General features: G+C 68.0%; 13 protein-coding genes. 8 read left to right on the forward strand and 5 right to left on the reverse strand.

What is annotated here, in order from left to right:
- Positions 1-39: 39 nt before the first annotated feature.
- Together ABD231_RS14375 and ABD231_RS14380 are read right to left on the reverse strand one after the other, a co-directional pair.
- Positions 40-2850 carry a DUF2510 domain-containing protein gene (locus tag ABD231_RS14375; protein WP_344150584.1) on the reverse strand — a complete coding sequence of 937 codons (2811 nt, stop codon included), beginning with the start codon at positions 2848-2850 and terminating at the stop codon, positions 40-42.
- 49 nt (positions 2851-2899) lie between these two features.
- Positions 2900-3187 carry an Lrp/AsnC family transcriptional regulator gene (locus ABD231_RS14380; protein ID WP_344150587.1) on the reverse strand — a complete coding sequence of 96 codons (288 nt, stop codon included), beginning with the start codon at positions 3185-3187 and terminating at the stop codon, positions 2900-2902.
- A 115-nt stretch (positions 3188-3302) separates the two neighbouring features.
- Between ABD231_RS14380 and ABD231_RS14385 the strand changes: the two genes are divergently transcribed.
- Positions 3303-5441 carry an HNH endonuclease signature motif containing protein gene (locus tag ABD231_RS14385; RefSeq protein WP_344150590.1) on the forward strand — a complete coding sequence of 713 codons (2139 nt, stop codon included), beginning with the start codon at positions 3303-3305 and terminating at the stop codon, positions 5439-5441.
- Positions 5442-5482: 41 nt separating this feature from the next.
- On the opposite strand, the gene ABD231_RS14390 is transcribed toward ABD231_RS14385, so the two are convergent.
- Positions 5483-7258 (reverse strand): DEDD exonuclease domain-containing protein, encoded by a 1776-nt coding sequence (locus tag ABD231_RS14390; RefSeq protein ID WP_344150593.1) that lies wholly within the window; start codon positions 7256-7258, stop codon positions 5483-5485.
- A gap of 177 nt (positions 7259-7435) precedes the next feature.
- On the opposite strand from ABD231_RS14390, the gene ABD231_RS14395 reads away from it, so the two are divergent.
- The 7 genes from ABD231_RS14395 to ABD231_RS14425 all read left to right on the forward strand — a co-directional run bounded on the left by ABD231_RS14395 (position 7436) and on the right by ABD231_RS14425 (position 15599).
- Positions 7436-8743, forward strand: coding sequence for an NYN domain-containing protein (locus tag ABD231_RS14395; protein WP_344150596.1), 1308 nt, complete (start codon positions 7436-7438; stop codon positions 8741-8743).
- 93 nt (positions 8744-8836) lie between these two features.
- Positions 8837-9094, forward strand: coding sequence for a hypothetical protein (locus ABD231_RS14400; RefSeq protein ID WP_344150599.1), 258 nt, complete (start codon positions 8837-8839; stop codon positions 9092-9094).
- A gap of 222 nt (positions 9095-9316) precedes the next feature.
- Positions 9317-10366 (forward strand): C40 family peptidase, encoded by a 1050-nt coding sequence (locus ABD231_RS14405; RefSeq protein ID WP_344150602.1) that lies wholly within the window; start codon positions 9317-9319, stop codon positions 10364-10366.
- A 98-nt stretch (positions 10367-10464) separates the two neighbouring features.
- Entirely contained in the window at positions 10465-11946 is a 1482-nt protein-coding gene (locus tag ABD231_RS14410) for a hypothetical protein (protein ID WP_344150605.1), read from the forward strand.
- Entirely contained in the window at positions 11939-13141 is a 1203-nt protein-coding gene (locus ABD231_RS14415) for a M48 family metalloprotease (protein ID WP_344150608.1), read from the forward strand. Before ABD231_RS14410 ends, ABD231_RS14415 begins: the two co-directional genes overlap by 8 nt.
- Positions 13138-14235 carry a glycosyltransferase family 4 protein gene (locus ABD231_RS14420; RefSeq protein WP_344150610.1) on the forward strand — a complete coding sequence of 366 codons (1098 nt, stop codon included), beginning with the start codon at positions 13138-13140 and terminating at the stop codon, positions 14233-14235. The genes ABD231_RS14415 and ABD231_RS14420 overlap by 4 nt, the downstream gene beginning before the upstream one ends.
- A 194-nt stretch (positions 14236-14429) precedes the next feature.
- A complete protein-coding gene (locus tag ABD231_RS14425; protein WP_344150612.1) occupies positions 14430-15599 on the forward strand; it encodes an alanine--tRNA ligase-related protein in 1170 nt (389 codons plus the stop codon).
- Here ABD231_RS14425 and ABD231_RS14430 read toward each other — a convergent pair.
- Together ABD231_RS14430 and ABD231_RS14435 are read right to left on the reverse strand one after the other, a co-directional pair.
- Positions 15592-16551: an EamA family transporter gene (locus ABD231_RS14430; protein WP_344150614.1), complete on the reverse strand. Its 960-nt coding sequence runs from the start codon at positions 16549-16551 to the stop codon at positions 15592-15594. The genes ABD231_RS14425 and ABD231_RS14430 overlap by 8 nt on opposite strands.
- A gap of 60 nt (positions 16552-16611) precedes the next feature.
- Positions 16612-17256: a hypothetical protein gene (locus ABD231_RS14435; RefSeq protein ID WP_344150616.1), complete on the reverse strand. Its 645-nt coding sequence runs from the start codon at positions 17254-17256 to the stop codon at positions 16612-16614.
- Positions 17257-17265: the final 9 nt, after the last annotated feature.

The raw sequence follows: 17265 nt of genomic DNA on the forward strand, positions 1-17265 counted from the left end.
CGGCCGGACCGTGGTGGGGGCGGATAGTTGTTCTCGTTGTCAGCCAACGTTGATTCCCTTGTAGGCCTGGCTTTCGGCCGCCTTCAGGTCTGGGCGGTTGGTGGGGATGTCGCTGATGTACGCGACGGCCGTCCCGTCCCCGAGGTCAAAAACGGCCACTGTCAGGGTAAGCACCCGGGCGGTCACCTTGCCCGACTTGGCGGTGATCGTCTGCTGCACGAACCAGCCGGACTTGTCCGACCGCTTCACCTGGCCGTTCAGCCCCGGCTTCCGGGTGATCGCGATCCCGCCGTACAGCGACGCCGGCACCTCGTTCGCCAGCGCCAGCGCGCTCGCCTTCGGGTCCCCGCCGTACCCGGCTTGGTTGCCCAAGGCACCGACAAAGATGTTCGCGTACCAGTTGTTGGTCCCGTCGAACTTCTGCTGCAGCACGATGTACTGCCCGCTCGAGTCGAGCAACTGCGGTACCAGCCGCTTGCGGTCCGACCACAACCCGGTACGACGCGGGAACGAGATCGCGGTCGCCGCAATCCGCTCACCTTCGTGCAGCTTCGGATTCTTCGACTCACCGGGTTTGGTCGCGCCGGTCGGCTGGTTCGTCGGCTGGCTGGTCGGCGTCGTCGGCCCGGGATCCGCCTTCTTCTTGTCACCAGGATTCACGATCAGGAACACCGCGGCGACCACCAGCATCACCAACGCGATCCCACCACCGACGATCAACGGCAACTTAGCCCCCGACCGCCCGCCACCCCCACCCGAAGACTTCTTCTTCGAACTCCCACCAGACTTCTTCTTGGTGGCCTTACCCCCACCCCGACCAGGCCCACCGCTCCCCGGCCCCGCACCCCATCCACCAGCCTGCTGCCCGCCACCCCAAGGCCCACCCTCAGCCTGAGTAGTAGCCGCCCCGCCCTGCCCAGCCCCCCAACCAGCCTGCTTCTGCTCACTCGCGCCCTGCTCGGTTCCAGCCCCCCACCCACTAGCCTGCTGCCCACCCCAAGGCCCACCATCCCCCTGCCCAGCCCCCCAACCACCAGCCCCACCCTGCTGACCACCACCCGAGGACTGCGCACCCCAGGACACGTCGCCCGCCTGCTCACCACTCGCAGTTTGCTGCCCACCCCAGGAGCTCACCTGGTTGTCAGGCGCAGCACCCGCAGCCTCCGACGACTTGCCCTCGGCAGCCGCATCCACACCCCAGAGCTGAGTGTTCCCCTCCGAAGCCGCAACCCCCCAGCCCTGCTGAGCCGGCCCCTGCTCCAGATCCGGATCGACTCCCCAGCCCGACTGCCCTTGCGCGCCCCCATCACCCGTCTGCCCACCCGAGCCCGACTGCGCCTGTCCACCGGTCTGTGCACCCCAGGTCGCCGGCGCGGCCCCGTCATTCGCCTGCCCGCCCCAGGTCGGCTGCGCCTGGGTGGCGTCGTCGCCGCGCTGCCCGCTCGACTGTGCCTGGATTGTGTTGTCCCCGGACTGTGCACCCCAAGTCGGCTGAGCCTGCGCGGCCCCGTCACTTGTCTGCGCTCCCCAGGTCGGCTGCACCTGCGTAGCTTCGTCACCGCTCTGCCCACCCCAAGACGGCTGCACTTGGGTAGCTTCGTCACCAGGCTGTTCGCCCCAGGTCGGCTGAGCCTGCGCACCACCGTCACCGGTCTGTGCTCCCCAGGTCGGCTGGACCTGGGTGGTTTCGGCGTCGGGCTCAGCGGTCGGGATCTCGGTGGTTTGCTCCGCGGCGCTCGTCTCGCGGGGTTTGCGGGCGGCGTTCGGGGCCTGGGTCCAACTCACGTCGGACCACCCCTGCTCACCACCAGCGGCCGCCACGTCACCAGCGCCAGCCGCTACCTCGTCACCGCCGCCGGCCGCGGTTGCCCAAGCTCCCGTCGTACCAGCCTGCGCCCCACCGTCCGCCTCCGCGCCCCACCCACTGGCCGCGGTCTGCGCTCCGGTGTCAGCCTCCACACCCCAACCACCAGCCTCAGCCGGAACATCCGCCTCAGTACCCCAACCGCCAGCAGCACTGACGCCCGCCTGGACGTCGGTTTCGCCTTCGACACCCCAATCACTACTCGAAGCACCCCACCGAGCATCACCCGAGTCCGCCACACCAGCATCCGCGTGAGCACCAGCCGCCGCATCCGCCGTACCGGCACCCGCATGAGCACCCGCCGCCGTACCGGCATCCGTCTGAGCACTTGCCGCCGCGTCCGCCTGAGCGTCCGCGTGAACACCTGCCGTGTCTGCCTGCGCATCTGCTGCCGCGCCAGCCTGGGGGTCGGCGTGTGGCGCGTCCGCCTCGGGGGTGTCGGCGAGTCGCAGGGTCCACCCGTTGGGGGCCATCTGCTCCTCAGACTGCGACGTGGGAGCGGGCTCAACCACCTCGGGAATCGGCTGCTGCGTCCAGTGCTCTGGCGGCGCCGGTGCGATCTCCGGAGCGTTCCAGGTGGCCCGCGCCCGCTCGAACGGCGTCAGCCCGTCACCCGCACGTACCTCGACTGTCGCGCCACCATCCACCGGCCCGACCGCGGCCAACCGCGGCCCGCTCTCCGGCTCGTCCGGATTAGGCCACCAACCACCCTGCTGCGGAGGTGAAGTCGTATCCCACCCAGTCTGCGTCGCACCCCATGTCGGACCAGACCCCTCCTGCGTAGACGCAGTAGCCCCCCACACACCCTGCTGAGGCTCAGCGACTACCTCAGGCTCAGCCGGGACAGGCTCATCCACCGTCTCAGGCTCCGTGGAACCGACCGTTTCCTTCTCGGTGCGATTGGTCCACTGTTTCCCGTTCCACCAGCGGATGGTGTCGGGCTGCCCGGTCGGGTCCGGGTACCAGCCTGCGGGAGGGTTGCTCATACGTTCACCGTAACTTCAGCGCGTGTCAGAAAGGGCGTGGTTCCGAGCCTCAGACACCGTCCTCCTGGCCCAGGCTGAAGGCGGCCTCCAGGTCGTGCGTCGAGTACGCGCGGAACGCGATGTGCGTCTCCGTGCTCAGTACGCCGGGAACCCGGTTCACGCGGTCCGGAATCACCGTCGCGAGTTCGTCGTGGTGGGCGACCCGGATCATCGCGATCAGGTCGAGCCCGCCGGTCACGGAGTACACCTCGCTGACTCCCGCGATGGCCGCCACCTGCTCGGCGACCTCCGGAATCCGCGCGACATCGGCCTTGATGAACACGATCGCGGTGACCATGTCGTCCTCTCCTCGAAGCACACTCGGACGTGCCGAAGCATAGTGGCGGCCACCCCCGGAGCAGCGGAGAACCCATCGATTTGGCGCATTCGAACGGGTGTTCTAATATGAGTGCATGACGATTCACTCGGCCTGCGCCCCCGACGAGCAGAAGCTCGCCGGGAGTTTCGCGAGCCGAGCGGGCCGGCAGATCGCCATCGTTCCGCCGCCCGATTCCCGGCCGGCGGGCACCTTCTTCCCACCCAGCGATCCGTACCAGCCACCCGACGACATCTACGACAACGTGTTCGACGTCGATGACCCGGAGGCGCCGACGGTGATCACCGAGGAGGATCTGTACGACGACGACCTCCCGCCGATGTCGGCCGTCGACCAGTTGGAGTGGGAGCTGTGGGCGTCCGCCGACCAGGACGAAGCCGAGCGGTTCATGCTGCGCCAGTCCGCTCCGGCCTGGGTGTTCCTGCCGCCCGGCGGCGACCTGGCGGCTGCCCTGGAACAGGTCCGCCCTCAATGCCTGTCACCGATGGCCTTGATCGAGTACCTCAAGGCGACCTCGCGGCTGGCGTCCTGGGCCGAGGCGCTGAAGGCCGGCTCCATGGCGTCGTTCTTTCGCCAGCGCAAAGCCCAGGAGGCCGAGACGCCGCGCCCTGAGGTGATCGACTCGTCAGGCCGACCAGTCGACCCGGAGCGCTCCTGGGCCGCTGAGATCGGCGCAGCACTACACCTGTCGACGAACACCGCCACCCGGCACATCGAGACCGCCCTGCATCTCACTGGCCCCGTCGCTGCCACCATGACCGCGCTGCGGACCGGCGCCCTCTCATGGTCGAAGGCTCTGGCCATCTCCGAAGCAACCCGAGGACTGTCCGACGACGACGCAAGGTCGGTCGAGGCCCACGTCCTGCGTCGGGCGCCGTCGCAGACCAACGCGAACCTCCGCCGGTCTCTCCGAAGCCAGGTCGCCAAGCACCAAGCCGCCACCGAAGCCGACCGTCATCGAGCGGCCGTCGGCGAACGCACCTGCAAGATCGTCCCCCTGCCCAACGGCATGGCCGGCCTGTGGGTCGTCCACACCGCCGACCAGATTCAGCAGATGTGGGTAGCAATCCAGGCCATGTCCGACCTGGCAAAGCGCCCCAATCCCGCCCAGGCCCGCACCGCCGACCCCACCCCGACCCACACCGCCGACCCCGCTGCGAACGCCCCAGGTCCCATGGCTCGCCGGCCGACCGCCCCTGAGTCGACGCTGTCAGACCCGGGTGCTGAGCGCACGTCCAACGCGCCCCCGGAGCCCGCGCCTGCTGCTGCACCAGCCGATCCCGCGAGTGGCGGTTCCGATCGTGAGCCCGGCGCTCGCGGTGACGCCGAGGGCCGCCCTCCCGTAGCCTCCGTGCGCGCCAAGACCTCCGATACCACCGAAACCGCCGATACCGCCGATACCGCCGAAACCGCCGAAACCGCCGAATCGACCGAGCGTGATCGGCGGAGCGCAGAGCAGCGAAGGGCTGATGTAGTGGCGGACCTGTTCGGCCACATTGTCCACAACGGACTGGACTGGCTCGAACGCCGTCTGCCGGACCAGCATCGCCGCCGCCCACACATCGAGGTGCTGATTCCAGTCAACACACTGCTCGGCCTCGACGACGATCCGTGCGAACTGACCGGGTACGGCCCGATCTCCGCCGAGATGGCACGCCGAATCGCCGAAGGCGGGACCTGGAGGCGCCTCCTCACCGACCCGGCGACCGGTGTCGTCCTGGAAGCGTCGACCACCCGCCACGACCCAGCCCCGCCGGTCAGCGAGACGCTGCTCGCCCGGCATCCGGTCTGCGCCTGGCCCGGTTGCAATCGGCCGTCCCGCGAATGCGATCGCGACCACGGCACCCCGTTCGCCGTCACGGGCCGTACCAGCCTGGCCGGACTAGCGCCGTACTGCGAATATCACCACGTCATCAAAGACACCCCGCGCTGGGGCTGGAAGACCGAGAACCACCCGGATGGCTCGATCACCCTGGTTGCTCCCACCGGTCACCGCTACACCACTGTCCCACCAGCCCGCGGCCCGATCACCCAGCGGTCCGAAACACCCCCAGCCTCGGCGCAACCTCCGTACGACGGTCCGCCGTCCGCACTCAGCAGATCGCGGCCGTCGCCCCAGCCTGCATCCGGTAACGCGACGCCTGCCAACCCGCTGTCGACCCAGTCACGGTTCTCGTTGACCGGTCAGCCGCTCGTGGATCCGCCGCCGTTCTAGCGGTGCCGACTTCGGCACATTCCCTGGAGCGCTCGTACCGCTCAGCTGGCTCGGGCCGGGCCGAGGGGGCGGAGGCGGCGGCGTTCGGTCGGGTGGTGGAGGTCGGCGTTGGCGTTGTCGATGCGGGTGAGGTGGCGGCCGGCGCCGGTGATCGGGCAGGTCCAGGTGCCATCCATCTCGACGAGGCGGATTCCGGGCTGGTCCAGCCAGCGCAGGACCAGGTCGATCTCCTCGGGGGAGGCGGTGGCGACCGGGCCGATGCCGGGCAGGACCGTTTCGGCGGAGGCTCGCAGCATGTCGAGGTACCGCCGCGGATCCGTCCCGCGCGGGCTGACTCCGGCCGCGGCCAGTCGGCCGCGCCGGATCACGTGCAGCTCCCACCCGCCATCGTCGGTACGGCGGGCCGCGCAGATCTCGGCGCAGCTGGTGACGGACGCCATCCGCTGCATCCGCGCCGAACTCCGCACGAACGCGCTCAACCGATCGCGATGCACGGCCGCGTCCTCGAAACGCTCGTCGGCAGACAGTACGTCGATGCGCCGGTCGAGGGCGTCGATGACCGGGGTCGGGTCGGCGGTCAGCGCGGTTCGCAGGTTGTGCACGAATTCGCCGTACGAATCGGTGGAGATGCGGCCGTCACAAGGGGCCACGCAGCGACCCATCTCGGCCAGCACGCACGGCGACAACCGAGGTGTCCGCGACATCCGCGCCGTACATTGGCGGATCGGGAAGGCTTCGTGCAGTGCGGCCATCGCGCGCTCGGCGGTTTTGCGGGAGCTGAACGGGCCGAGGTAGCCGCCGTCGTCGTCACGCACCTGTTTGACCAGCGAAAGCCGGGGGAACGGCTCGACGGTGACCTTCAGCCAGTGCTGCCGCTCCGGGAACTTGGAGCGCCGGTTGTACCGCGGCTTGTGTTCCGCGATCAGCCGGAGCTCCCGGATCTCGGCCTCCAACGAGGTGCCGCATTCGATCCCGCGGACGGCGGTGGCGATCCCGACCATCTCGCCGATCCGGTTGCGGGTTTCGGAGGCGGTGAAGTACGAGCGGACGCGATTCCGCAGGTCCTTCGACTTGCCGACGTACAGCACCTCGCCGCGGTCGTCGGTGAACAGGTACACACCCGGTGCATGTGGCAACGACTCGGCCAGGTGCCGCTTGGCCCGTACGGCGGGGGCGACGCGCGAGTTGAAGGTCTGCAGATCCTCGAGCGTCTGTACGCCGAGGGATCCGACCCGCTCGAACAATCCGTGCAGCACATCGACGGTGGCACGAGCGTCGGAGAGGGCACGGTGGTTCGGGGTCGTGGTGGCGCGGAACAGTTTGGCCAGCGTCCCGAGTTTGCAGTTGGGCGCCTCGTCCGGCGTGATCACGCGACGCGCGAGCAGCGCGGTGTCGACGACGGTGAAATCGGGCCAGTCGTACCCGTGCACGAGGCTGTCGTGCTTCAGGAAGCCCATGTCGAACGGCGCGTTGTGCGCCACCATCACGCAGCCGCGGGCGAACTCGAGGAAGGCCGGCAGTACCGAGTCGATCCGGGGTGACGAGGCAACCATCGGGTTGGTGATCCCGGTCAGGACCGCGATGAACGCCGGAATCGGCTCGCCGGGATTCACCAGCGTCTGGAACTCGCCGACCACCTCACCGGCCCGCACCTTCACCGCACCGATCTCGGTGATCCCGGACTCGCCGGGCGCACCGCCGGTCGTCTCCAGGTCGACCACGCAGAACGTGATGCTGTGCAGCGGCGTCCCGAGGTCGTCGAAACTCGGCTGCACGCCACGGATCGGCAGCGGCGTCTGCGGCGGCGGGCTGGTCATGGCAACGACGCTAAGAGCCGCCACCGACAATTCCGCAGGTGACACGCGAGCGAGTCGACTACCCTCTCGGTATGCGTACACAGGCGATCACCGGGAAATCGGCCCTCATGCCGGTTCGGTGTGGTCTGCATCACGGGCCGCAGGCGATGGCCGTCACCCCAGCCGGACTGCGGACCGGTGACTGAGGCAGGCACCGCCGCGAGCTCCGCCGCTACGACTTTGCCCGAACCCGTCCGGCAACGAGTCCTCACTCTTGCCGCGCAGGCGCTCGGCCAGCTTCCCGCGACCGATGTCCCGGCGCCGCTGCGCCGGTTCGCGAGCTTCGCCCCGGCGAAGCGCGCCAAGCTCTCGGCGTCCGTGCTCGGCCCGATCCTCGAGACCGACGAGCATTTCCGCCGGTTGACCGCGTTCCAGGTACGCCGGGAGCACGCGGAGCTCGGTGATGCGGTCGCCGAGGGCATCCCGGTGCCGATGGCCGACCCGGTCGAGGTCGCCGCACTGGCCTACTTGCTGCGCCCCGACGAGTGGGAGCTGCGAATCGCCGCAGCCGCCCAGCTCCCGGCCGAGACGCCACGAGCGGACGACGAGGCCATCAACCGGCTGTCGGACCAGCTCGATCAAGCCCGCACGGAGACTCGCCAAGTCCGCGAGCGGCTACGCGAACAGGTGAACGAGCTCAAGGCCGAGAACGTCACCCTGCGCCGCAAACTCAACGAGGCCCGCCAACGCATCACCGGCCTCCAGAGCGACCTCGAGCAACGCACGACCGAAGCCGAGACGGCAGACGAGCGCGTCGATGCCGCCCGCAACGAGGTAGAACGCGAGCTCCGCCGACTACGAGCCCGCATCACCGAGCTAGAGGCAGTCGAACACGCAGCCCGTCGTACGGCGGGTCAAGAGCGCGAGCTGGCGTCGACGCGCACCCGCCTGTTGCTGGACACCGTGTTAGAGGCGGCCAGCGGTCTCCGCCGCGAGCTGGCCCTCCCACCAGGCGGTGACCTGCGCCCGGCCGACACAGTCGCCGGCACCGAGCCCGAGGCCGCCCCAGTCGGTCGGACCGCGCCCGAGGACGACCCAGCCCTGTTCGACGAGCTCCTGGCCCTTCCACAGGTGCACCTCATCATCGACGGCTACAACGTCACCAAGACCGCCTGGCCGACCTCACCACTCCACTCCCAACGCCAGCGCCTCGTCACAGCACTAGGCGCCCTGGTCGCCCAACGCCGGATCGAAGTAACCGTCGTCTTCGACGGCGCCGAACTATCCGGCCCCGTGCAACTGAATCCACCCCGCGGCGTCCGCGTCCGATTCAGCCCAGCCGGCGTCATCGCCGACGAGGTCATCCGCCAACTCGTCCGCGCCGAACCCCCAGGCCGCCCGATCGTCGTCGTCTCCACCGACCGCGAGGTAGCCGAGAGTGTCGGAAAACTCGGCGCCCGCTCACTGTCCGCAACCAGCCTGATCAGCCGCATCGCCCGCGCCTGATTTCAGCAGCCGATCAGAAACTGTCGGCGGCGTTCTCTAGCGTCCTTCTCAGCCGGACGCAAGTCCGGGTGCTTCCCCACTTTGGAGGACGTTGTGCTGATCGACTGCGACGCCTGTCTGATGCGTGGTCCCGGCTGCCAGGACTGCGTGGTAACAGTAGTCCTCGGCTTCGCCGCCGAACGCGCTACTCCCATCCGCATCGACGACGAAGAGCGGGCCGCCCTGGACGCGCTCGCCGAGTCCGGACTGGTGCCTCCGTTACGGCTGGTGCACGCCGTCAGCAGTGTCGAGGTCGACGCTGCTGCCGAAACCGCTGCAGGTGAAGGCGAAACGGCCGTCGGCCTGGGGTGATCCGACGTTAAGTTTGGATCAAACCCGAGGGGCGAATTGCACCGGTCACGAAACGGTCACTACTGTTACGTCCTGTTGCCTCAGGGTGCCGGTTGATAGGACCGGCCGGGCAGCGCGGAAGCCGAGGGAGTGACCTCGCGGGTGGTACGGGCGTTAAGCCTGTAGAACCACCGGCGTGGTTGACGGGGACGGCGTCGAGCAGAGGAAGGGACCGACCGGGCTGTGTCCACCGGACGCATCAACCGCACCAAGGGAATCGCCCTCGCCGCCATCACCAGCACCGCTGTCGTCGCCGGTGTGCTGTTCATCCAGTCGGGAGCGGACGCCGATCCGAAGCCGACACTGGACGAGGCGAAGAAGCAGGTTGCTGCACTGCAGCACAAGGCTGAGGAAGCCGGTGAGTCGGCCAACGACCTCCGCGGGCAGATCACCGCGTCGCAGGCTCGGCTGAAAGCTCTGCAGGGTGCGATCAACAAGCAGCAGGCCCAGGTCGACGTGGTCAAGCGTCAGATCGGCTCGCTGGCGGTTGCCGGGTACCAGACCTCCGGGATGTCGACGACGGCGCAGTTGCTGCTGTCCTCCAACCCGGACCAGTTCCTCAGCCAGGCCTCCACCGCGCAGGCCTTCGCCGGCCAGCAGAACGCCGTACTGCGGAAGTTCCAGGACGCCCAGGGCAAGGTTGCCGACCTGCAGAGCAGCGCCCAGAGCGAGCTCGCGCAGCTGCAGGCAGTGCAGACGCAGCAGAACAAGCTGATCGCCGAGGCCAAGTCCAACCTGAAGGCGGCGGAGAAGGTTCTCTCCAAGCTCAGTGACGCGGAGCGGCGCCGGATCGCCGAAGAGAACGCGAAGGAAGCCGAGAAGGCCCGCGACGCGCGTCCCAGCCGTGATGGTGACCGGATGGACGACCTGCCGGTGCCGGTCAACGGCCGCGCCGGGGTCGCGGTTCAGGTCGCGATGAACCAGATGGGCGACCCCTACGTGTGGGGTGAGGACGGACCGAGTTCGTTCGACTGCTCCGGTCTGATGCTGTACGCCTGGGGCAAGGCGGGCGTCTCCCTGTCGCACTCCTCGAAGGCGCAGGCCAGCGAGGGCCGCCGGGTCAGCAAGAGCCAGCTGATGCCGGGCGACCTGGTCTTCTACTACAGCCCGATCTCGCACGTCGGCATGTACATCGGCAACGGCCGGATCGTGCACGCTTCCCGTCCGGGCAAGCCGGTCAAGACCGACCCGATCGACCTGATGCCGTACAACACAGCCGTTCGGCCGGGCTGACCCGTCAGCTTGCGATACTCACCGGCTCCGGGGTCTCGTCCCCGGAGCCGAGTCGTTTCACGACCGTCCAAGTGCTCTACTGTCGGAGGAGGCACGTAGTGTCGCGCCTGACTGGGGCAGGTGAGCAGCGAGGGGTCGAAGTGATCGACGAGCAGGGCGATACCGTGCCGATGCCCGCTGTCGAGCACGTCGGCCAGGGCGAGCACGTCCAGGACGAGCTCAGGCCGGCGGAGCCTAAGGCGCCGTCGCCGTTCAGTGGAGTGATCGTCAAGAAGGTCGCCATTGGGCTGGCGGTCTGTCTGGTGGCCGGGGCGGGGTATGCGGGTCTTCGGCAGGTCGCCAATGCGCCTGCGGATCCGAATGCGCCGGTCGGCTCGCATGATCCGCAGACCTCGACTACGCCTGATGACGAGGCGGCAGCCGGTGTTCAGCGGGCTACCGACGGTGGCGCCGTACTGCAGGCGATGGCCGATGCGGTGAAGAAGGATGACCGTAGCGACTTCCTGGATACGGTTGATCCGCAGTCGACCGCGTTCAAGGCGAGCGCGCGGACGATCTTCGCGAATCTCGAGCAGTTGCCGATCGGGACCTTCCAGTTCCGCTACATCAGCGACGACATCGGTGCGCTCCCGCCCGATCGCACGGCGGAGCTCGGTGGTACGGCGTCCTGGCTCGCGCAGGTCGAGGTCTCCTGGCAGCTCGTCGGGTACGACGTGAAGCCGGCGCGCGCGATTCTTCCGGTCACGTTCGTCACCCGGGACGGGAAGACGTACGCCGCTTCGTTCTCGGAGCGCTTCGTTGCGGGGCAGCGGCGTCCGGTGTGGACGCTGGGTGCGCTCGATGTCGCCAAGGGGGAGCGCAGCCTGGTCATCAGCCTGAAGTCCGAGGCGCAGGCGAAGGCGTACGTCGCGGTCGCGGACCGGGCGGTCACGTCGGTGAGCAAGGTGTGGGGCAAGGCGTGGCCGCAGAAGGTGGTTGTGTACCTGCCGGCCAAGCAGTCGCAGATGGAGGCCGTGCTCGGCGCGGCACCGAACACGTACACGCAGATCGCGGCCGTCACGATGGCCGAGCTCGATCAGCCGCAGAGTGGTGCGCCGGTGCGGATCGTGGCCAACCCGAAGCTGTTCGAGGAGCTCGGCAAGCAGGGCCGCCGGATCGTGCTGACGCATGAGACCACGCACGTCGCATCGACGGCGACCGCGTCGCCGGTGCCGTTGTGGCTGGCGGAGGGGTTCGCCGACTATGTCGCGTTCACCGCTGTGCCGGTGCAGGACGAGTCGGCGGCGAAGGAGCTGTTCAAGGCGATCCGGGCCGGCAAGGTGCCGGCGACGCTGCCCGATACGAACGCGTTCGCCGCGTCGTCGGCTGATTTGTCGCAGGCGTATGAGTCGGCGTGGCTAGCTTGCCGGCTGATCGCGGAGCGCGAGGGGCAGTCGGCGCTGGTGAAGTTCTATCGCGCCGTGCACGCGTCGAAGAGCTCGACCGGGCTGGCTGATGCGTTCAAGTCGAACCTGGGGATGACCGAGCAGGAGTTCGTCGTCGAGTGGCAGAAGTACCTCAAGAGGCTCGCTGGTGTCTAAGTGGGCGCCGCGGGTTACGGCTCTCGTCCTCGCGGCCGCGCTGGCGGTGGTGATCGTCAGCACGACCCCCTGGCACCTGATCGACCTGCCGAGGCCTAATCCGGCGCAGGACTTCACACCGGCCGAGATCGCCCGCCAGCAAGCGTTCCGAGCCGAGCTGTTGCCGTGGTCAACTACCTCGTGGGTGCTGTCGGTGGTCGCCCCCCTCGTGATCGGCTTCAGCCCGCTCGGGCGCCGCTGGTACGACGCTCTCCGCATCAGCCGGTGGTATGTCGCCGTACCGGTGCTGATCGCGGGTCTCGGACTGCTCACCAGCATCATCACGTTGCCCACCGACATTTTGGCCGAGCGGGTCACCCGGGAGTACGGGCTGTCGGTTCAGGGGTGGGGATTGTGGGCTCGCGATCGGGCGGTGAACTGGCTGCTGGCGGCGCTGGCGATCGCCGTGATCGCGGTCTGTTTGATCGGGCTGGCGCGGCGTCGGCGGACGAGCTGGTGGGTGCCTGCGGGCATTGTTACCGCGCTGCTGGTGCTCGGGGTTTCGTTCGCTTATCCGGTGCTGGTTGAGCCGCGGTTCAACAACTTTGCGTCGATGCCGGCGGGGGCGCAGCGGGATGACTTCCTGCGGCTCGCGGCGGAGGACGGCGTACCGGTCGAGGATGTGTTGGTTGCTGATGCGTCGCGGCGGACGACTGCGTTGAATGCCTATGTTTCGGGCTTCGGGTCGACGCGGCGGTTGGTTGTCTACGACACGCTGCTGAAGGAGACACCGCCTGCTCAGACGCGGTTGGTGGTGGCGCATGAGCTCGGGCATGCGGCTGAGGATGACGTGCTGCACGGGACGCTGATCGGCGTACTGGGTGCTGCGTTCGGGGTTGTCCTGTTGGGCGCGTTGCTCGGGGCAAGGATGGCGGATCCACGGCGTACGGCGGCGTTGCTGGCGCTGATCGCGATTGGTACGACGGTCTCCCTGCCGGTGCAGAACCTGGTCAGCCGGCGGATCGAGGCGCGCGCGGATTATCACTCGCTGCGGCTCACGAACGATCCGCAGAACTTCATCGCGATGGAGCACAATCTCGCGGTGACGAACATCTCCGGGTTGACGCCGAGCCGGTGGCGGTACTGGATGTTCGCCTCCCACCCGACTGCGCCGGAGCGGATCGCGATGGGGCGTGCCTGGGCCGCGCAGCGATGACGGTTCTCGTTGTCACCAACGATTTCCCGCCGCGGCAGGGTGGGATCGAGACGTTCGTCCGATCGTTGTGCGACGAGCTACCCGACCTGGTCGTCTACACGTCGAGCGAGCCCGGCGACGCCCAGTACGACGCCACGCTGCCGTTCCCGGTGATCCGCGACCGCACGTCGATGCTGCTGCCGACCCCGAGGGTGACTCGGCGTGCCGTCGAGCTGATGAGCCAGTACGGCGCCAACCGCGTGCTGTTCGGTGCCGCCGCACCCCTCGGTCTGATGGGACCGTCGTTGCGCCGCGCCGGCGCCCACCGAATCGTTGCCATCAGCCACGGTCACGAAACCTGGTGGGCGACTGTCCCCGGCACCCGCCAAGCCCTCCGCCGAATAGCCGACGCCGCTGACACGCTAACCACGGTGTCGTCCTGGTGCGCCGAGCAGATCGCGCCTGCGCTGTCACCGGACGCAGTACGCCGAATGCGCCGCCTGACCCCGGGAGTCGACACCACGCGCTTCTTCCCGGGCTGCGGAGGTGATCGTACGGATGGGCCTCTGGTGGTTTGTGTTTCTCGGCTGGTGGCTCGTAAGGGGCAGGACACGTTGATTCGGGCTTGGCCTGGGGTGTTGGCGGCGGTGCCGTCTGCCCGGCTTCTCCTGGTGGGCGGCGGGCCTGATCGCGCTCGGCTGGAGCGGCTGGCTGCGGCTAGCGGAGTACGCGACGAGGTGGTGTTTACCGGGCCTGTGCCGTGGAGGGACATTCCGCCGTACCTGGATGCTGCTGATGTGTTCGCGATGCCGACGCGGACCCGGCGGTTCGGGTTTGAGCCGGAGGCGCTGGGGATTGTCACGTTGGAGGCGTCGGCGACCGGGAAGCCGGTGGTGATCGGGGACTCCGGGGGGACTGCGGATACCGTCCGGCATGGGGAGACCGGCTACCTCGTGGACCCGTACAACCCGGTGGCTGTCGGGGTGCGGATCGTGGAGCTGCTCGAGGATCCAGCGAAGGCGCAGCGGATGGGGGCGGCTGGGCGGCGGTGGGTTCAAGAGGAGTGGTCCTGGCAACGGTCCGGGGCCACGCTGAGAGAACTACTGGACATCTAGCTGGTGCGTTCGTGTACTCTCGCTCGTATGCATCAGATGTTCAGCCTTGTAGCAGCCGTACGAGCTTCGTGCTCTCCGGCTGCCGCTGCCTGACATCTTCTTCCACCACCGGCGACCGGAAACGGTTCGCCGGTTTTGTCGTTTCTGACGCCAGGTGACTCGGTTCCGGTCTTCTCACCAAAAGGACCAGAACCATGACCACCACGCTCCAGAAGACAATTTCTCGCACCTTCATCGACTTCTTCCAGCAGCACGGGCACATCCCGACCACCGGGTCCACGCTCATCCCGCGGCTCGGCGATCCGGTGTTGTTCACGACCTCGGGGATGCATCCACTGACGCCGTACCTGGAAGGTGAACCGCATCCGATGGGTCGCCGGCTGGTCGGGATCCAGCGCTGTCTGCGCACGACGGATCTCGACGAGGTCGGCGACCCGACGCACCTGACCGTGTTCGAGATGCTCGGCTCGTGGTCGCTCGGCGACTACGGCAGCGGCCAGACGCTGCGCTGGGGGTACGAGTTGCTGACCGAGGGCTTCGGCATCGACCCCCGCCGCCTGTACGTGACCGTGTTCGGCGGGGACAGTCAGGTCCCGCTCGATCAGGAGTCGTTGCAGACCTGGCAGGAGCTCGGCCTGCCGATCGAACTGACCACCGAGGACAACTGGTGGTCGAACGGCCCCATCGGTCCCTGCGGTCCGGACTCGGAGATGTTCGTGTGGACCGGTGACGGAGACCCGATCGGTACGCCGACGACCGACGACCGCTGGGTCGAGGTCTGGAATCACGTGATGATGCGGTACCGACGCCACGACGACGGTTCGCTGGAAACCCTGCAGCAGCAGAACATCGACACCGGTCTCGGCCTCGAGCGGTTGACGATGCTGCTGGAAGGCAAGGACTCCGTGTACGAGACCTCGCTGTTCGAACCGTGGATGCGGCAGATCCCGCGACTGTGGAGCCTCACCACCGAGGAGCAGCGCATCGTGATCGACCACCTGCGGTCGAGCATCGTGATCGTGGGGGACGGGGTGCACCCGTCCAACACCGGGCGTGGTTACGTCCTGCGCCGCCTGATCCGCCGGGTGCTCACCATCCTGTGGAGTGGTGACGAGTCCAGGTCGCTGTCGGACCTGCCGCTCGAGCTGTTCGAGCACACGCTGAACCACTTCCATCAGGGTGAGTCGGTGACGCTGGTCCGGCGGATCCTGATCGATGAGGAGATCCGGTTCAGCAACCTGCTCGATCGGGGCCGCAAGGTGCTCAGCCACGAGCGGTTCCACAAGTCGCTCGACGAGACCGATTACGAGTACCTGCACGAAACCCACGGCCTGCCCCGCGAGCTCGTGGACTCTCTCAGGTGAGGCTGGGATCCAGTACGTCGGTGGGCCGGTGAGCCTCAGGAGCAACCTTCCCCACCGACGACTGGGCCACGAAGGCACCGATCAGCACGATCACACCGCCGATGACCTGGTTGGTGGTCAGGCGCTCGTTCAGCAGGATCAACGCAAACAGGCTGGCGGCGACAACTTCGACGTACGCGACTGCACCTGCGACAGCCGCCGACAACCGTTGTACGGCGGCCGCTCCGGCGAGGTAGGCGACCACAGTGCTGACCCCGATCAGCCATGCAGCCAGGAGCCAACCCGGTGCATGCCGGTCGCCCATCGCGACGCTGTCCACCAGGACATGCCACGGGACAGTCCACGGCGAGGAGATGAGTGTGAGCAGGACCGCACCGACCACGCTGCCGGCGGCCGTCATCACGAGCGGGTCGGCGACGCCGGTCAGCTTGTCGATCAGGATGAAGTACGTCGCCTGGCACGCGGCAGCGGCGAGTCCGGCCAGCAACCCGATCAGGTCGATGGTGAGCCCGGACCAGATCTCGGCCACCGTGGCGAGCCCGAGCAGGGCAATTCCGACGCCGATCGCGGCCGATCGCGGAACCGCGACCTTCTGACCGAACTTCAGCCACAGCACGACCAGCACCGGACCGGAGAACTCGAGCATCAGCGCGACCCCGACCGGCAACCTGCTGGCCGCGATGAAGAACAGCGTCTGGCAACCGGCGATCCCGGTCAGTCCGTACAGCACCAGCGGCTTCCAGGACGCCCGCGCGGCGCGCAGTCCCGCGCTACCGCGGAGGACCAGGACGAGCGGGACCAGCAGCAGCGCCGCGCCCAGGATCCGGATCCAGGCGGCCTGCTGCGGGGTCAGACCCGCGCCGATCAATGCCTTCGCGAACGGTCCGGAGCCACCGAAAGTCACGGCCGAAAAGATCGCGAAACCGAGCCCCACCGACTTCGTGCTGTACATGAGCATAACGTTCTCATGCCCATTACATGACTGTCGAGGCCCATCTCACAGCAGCACGTCTCACAGCACGTTGACGGCGCGCGCGGCGACGACCGCGATGGTCAGCAGGGCGATCGCCGACTGGATCGCCATCAGCACCTTCACTCGGGCGGTCAGCGGCATCGTGTCAGTCGGGCTGAACGCCGTCGCCGCGGTGAACGCGACGAACAGATAGTCCGTGAACCCAGGCAGCCACTTCCCCCACCCCGGCAGATCGACGGTCATCTGCGGGAACAGCAGATCCGCCCGCTCCTCGGTGCGCTCGTGCTCAGGCGCCCGGGCGAACGGCCCGCCGCGGTCGACCTCCCAGTACCAGACGCCGAAGGCAACGACGTTCGTCGCCCAGATCAGCGCCGCCGCCTTCACCAGCACCATGCCGTTGGTGGCGGCACCGGAGTTCAGATAGACGATCAGCTCAGCCAGATAGATCGCGTTCGCCAGTACCAGGACCGCCAGCAGCGCCAGCTCGACCCAGCGCAGCCATGGCTCGTCGCGGCGCAGATGGAACGGGTTCATCCAGATCAGCGGGAGCAGGAGCAACGCGCCGAGCGCCGGCATCACCCAGCGCGGGAACGCGGCGATCTGCGTCGGCACCAGCAGTTGCAGGATCAGTACGGCGACCACCGCGAGCGAGGCCGGCCACCGCCGGATGTGCCGCATCTTCATCCCGACAGT

The sequence above is a fragment of the Kribbella yunnanensis genome (assembly GCF_039529655.1).
GTDB lineage: Bacteria > Actinomycetota > Actinomycetes > Propionibacteriales > Kribbellaceae > Kribbella > Kribbella yunnanensis.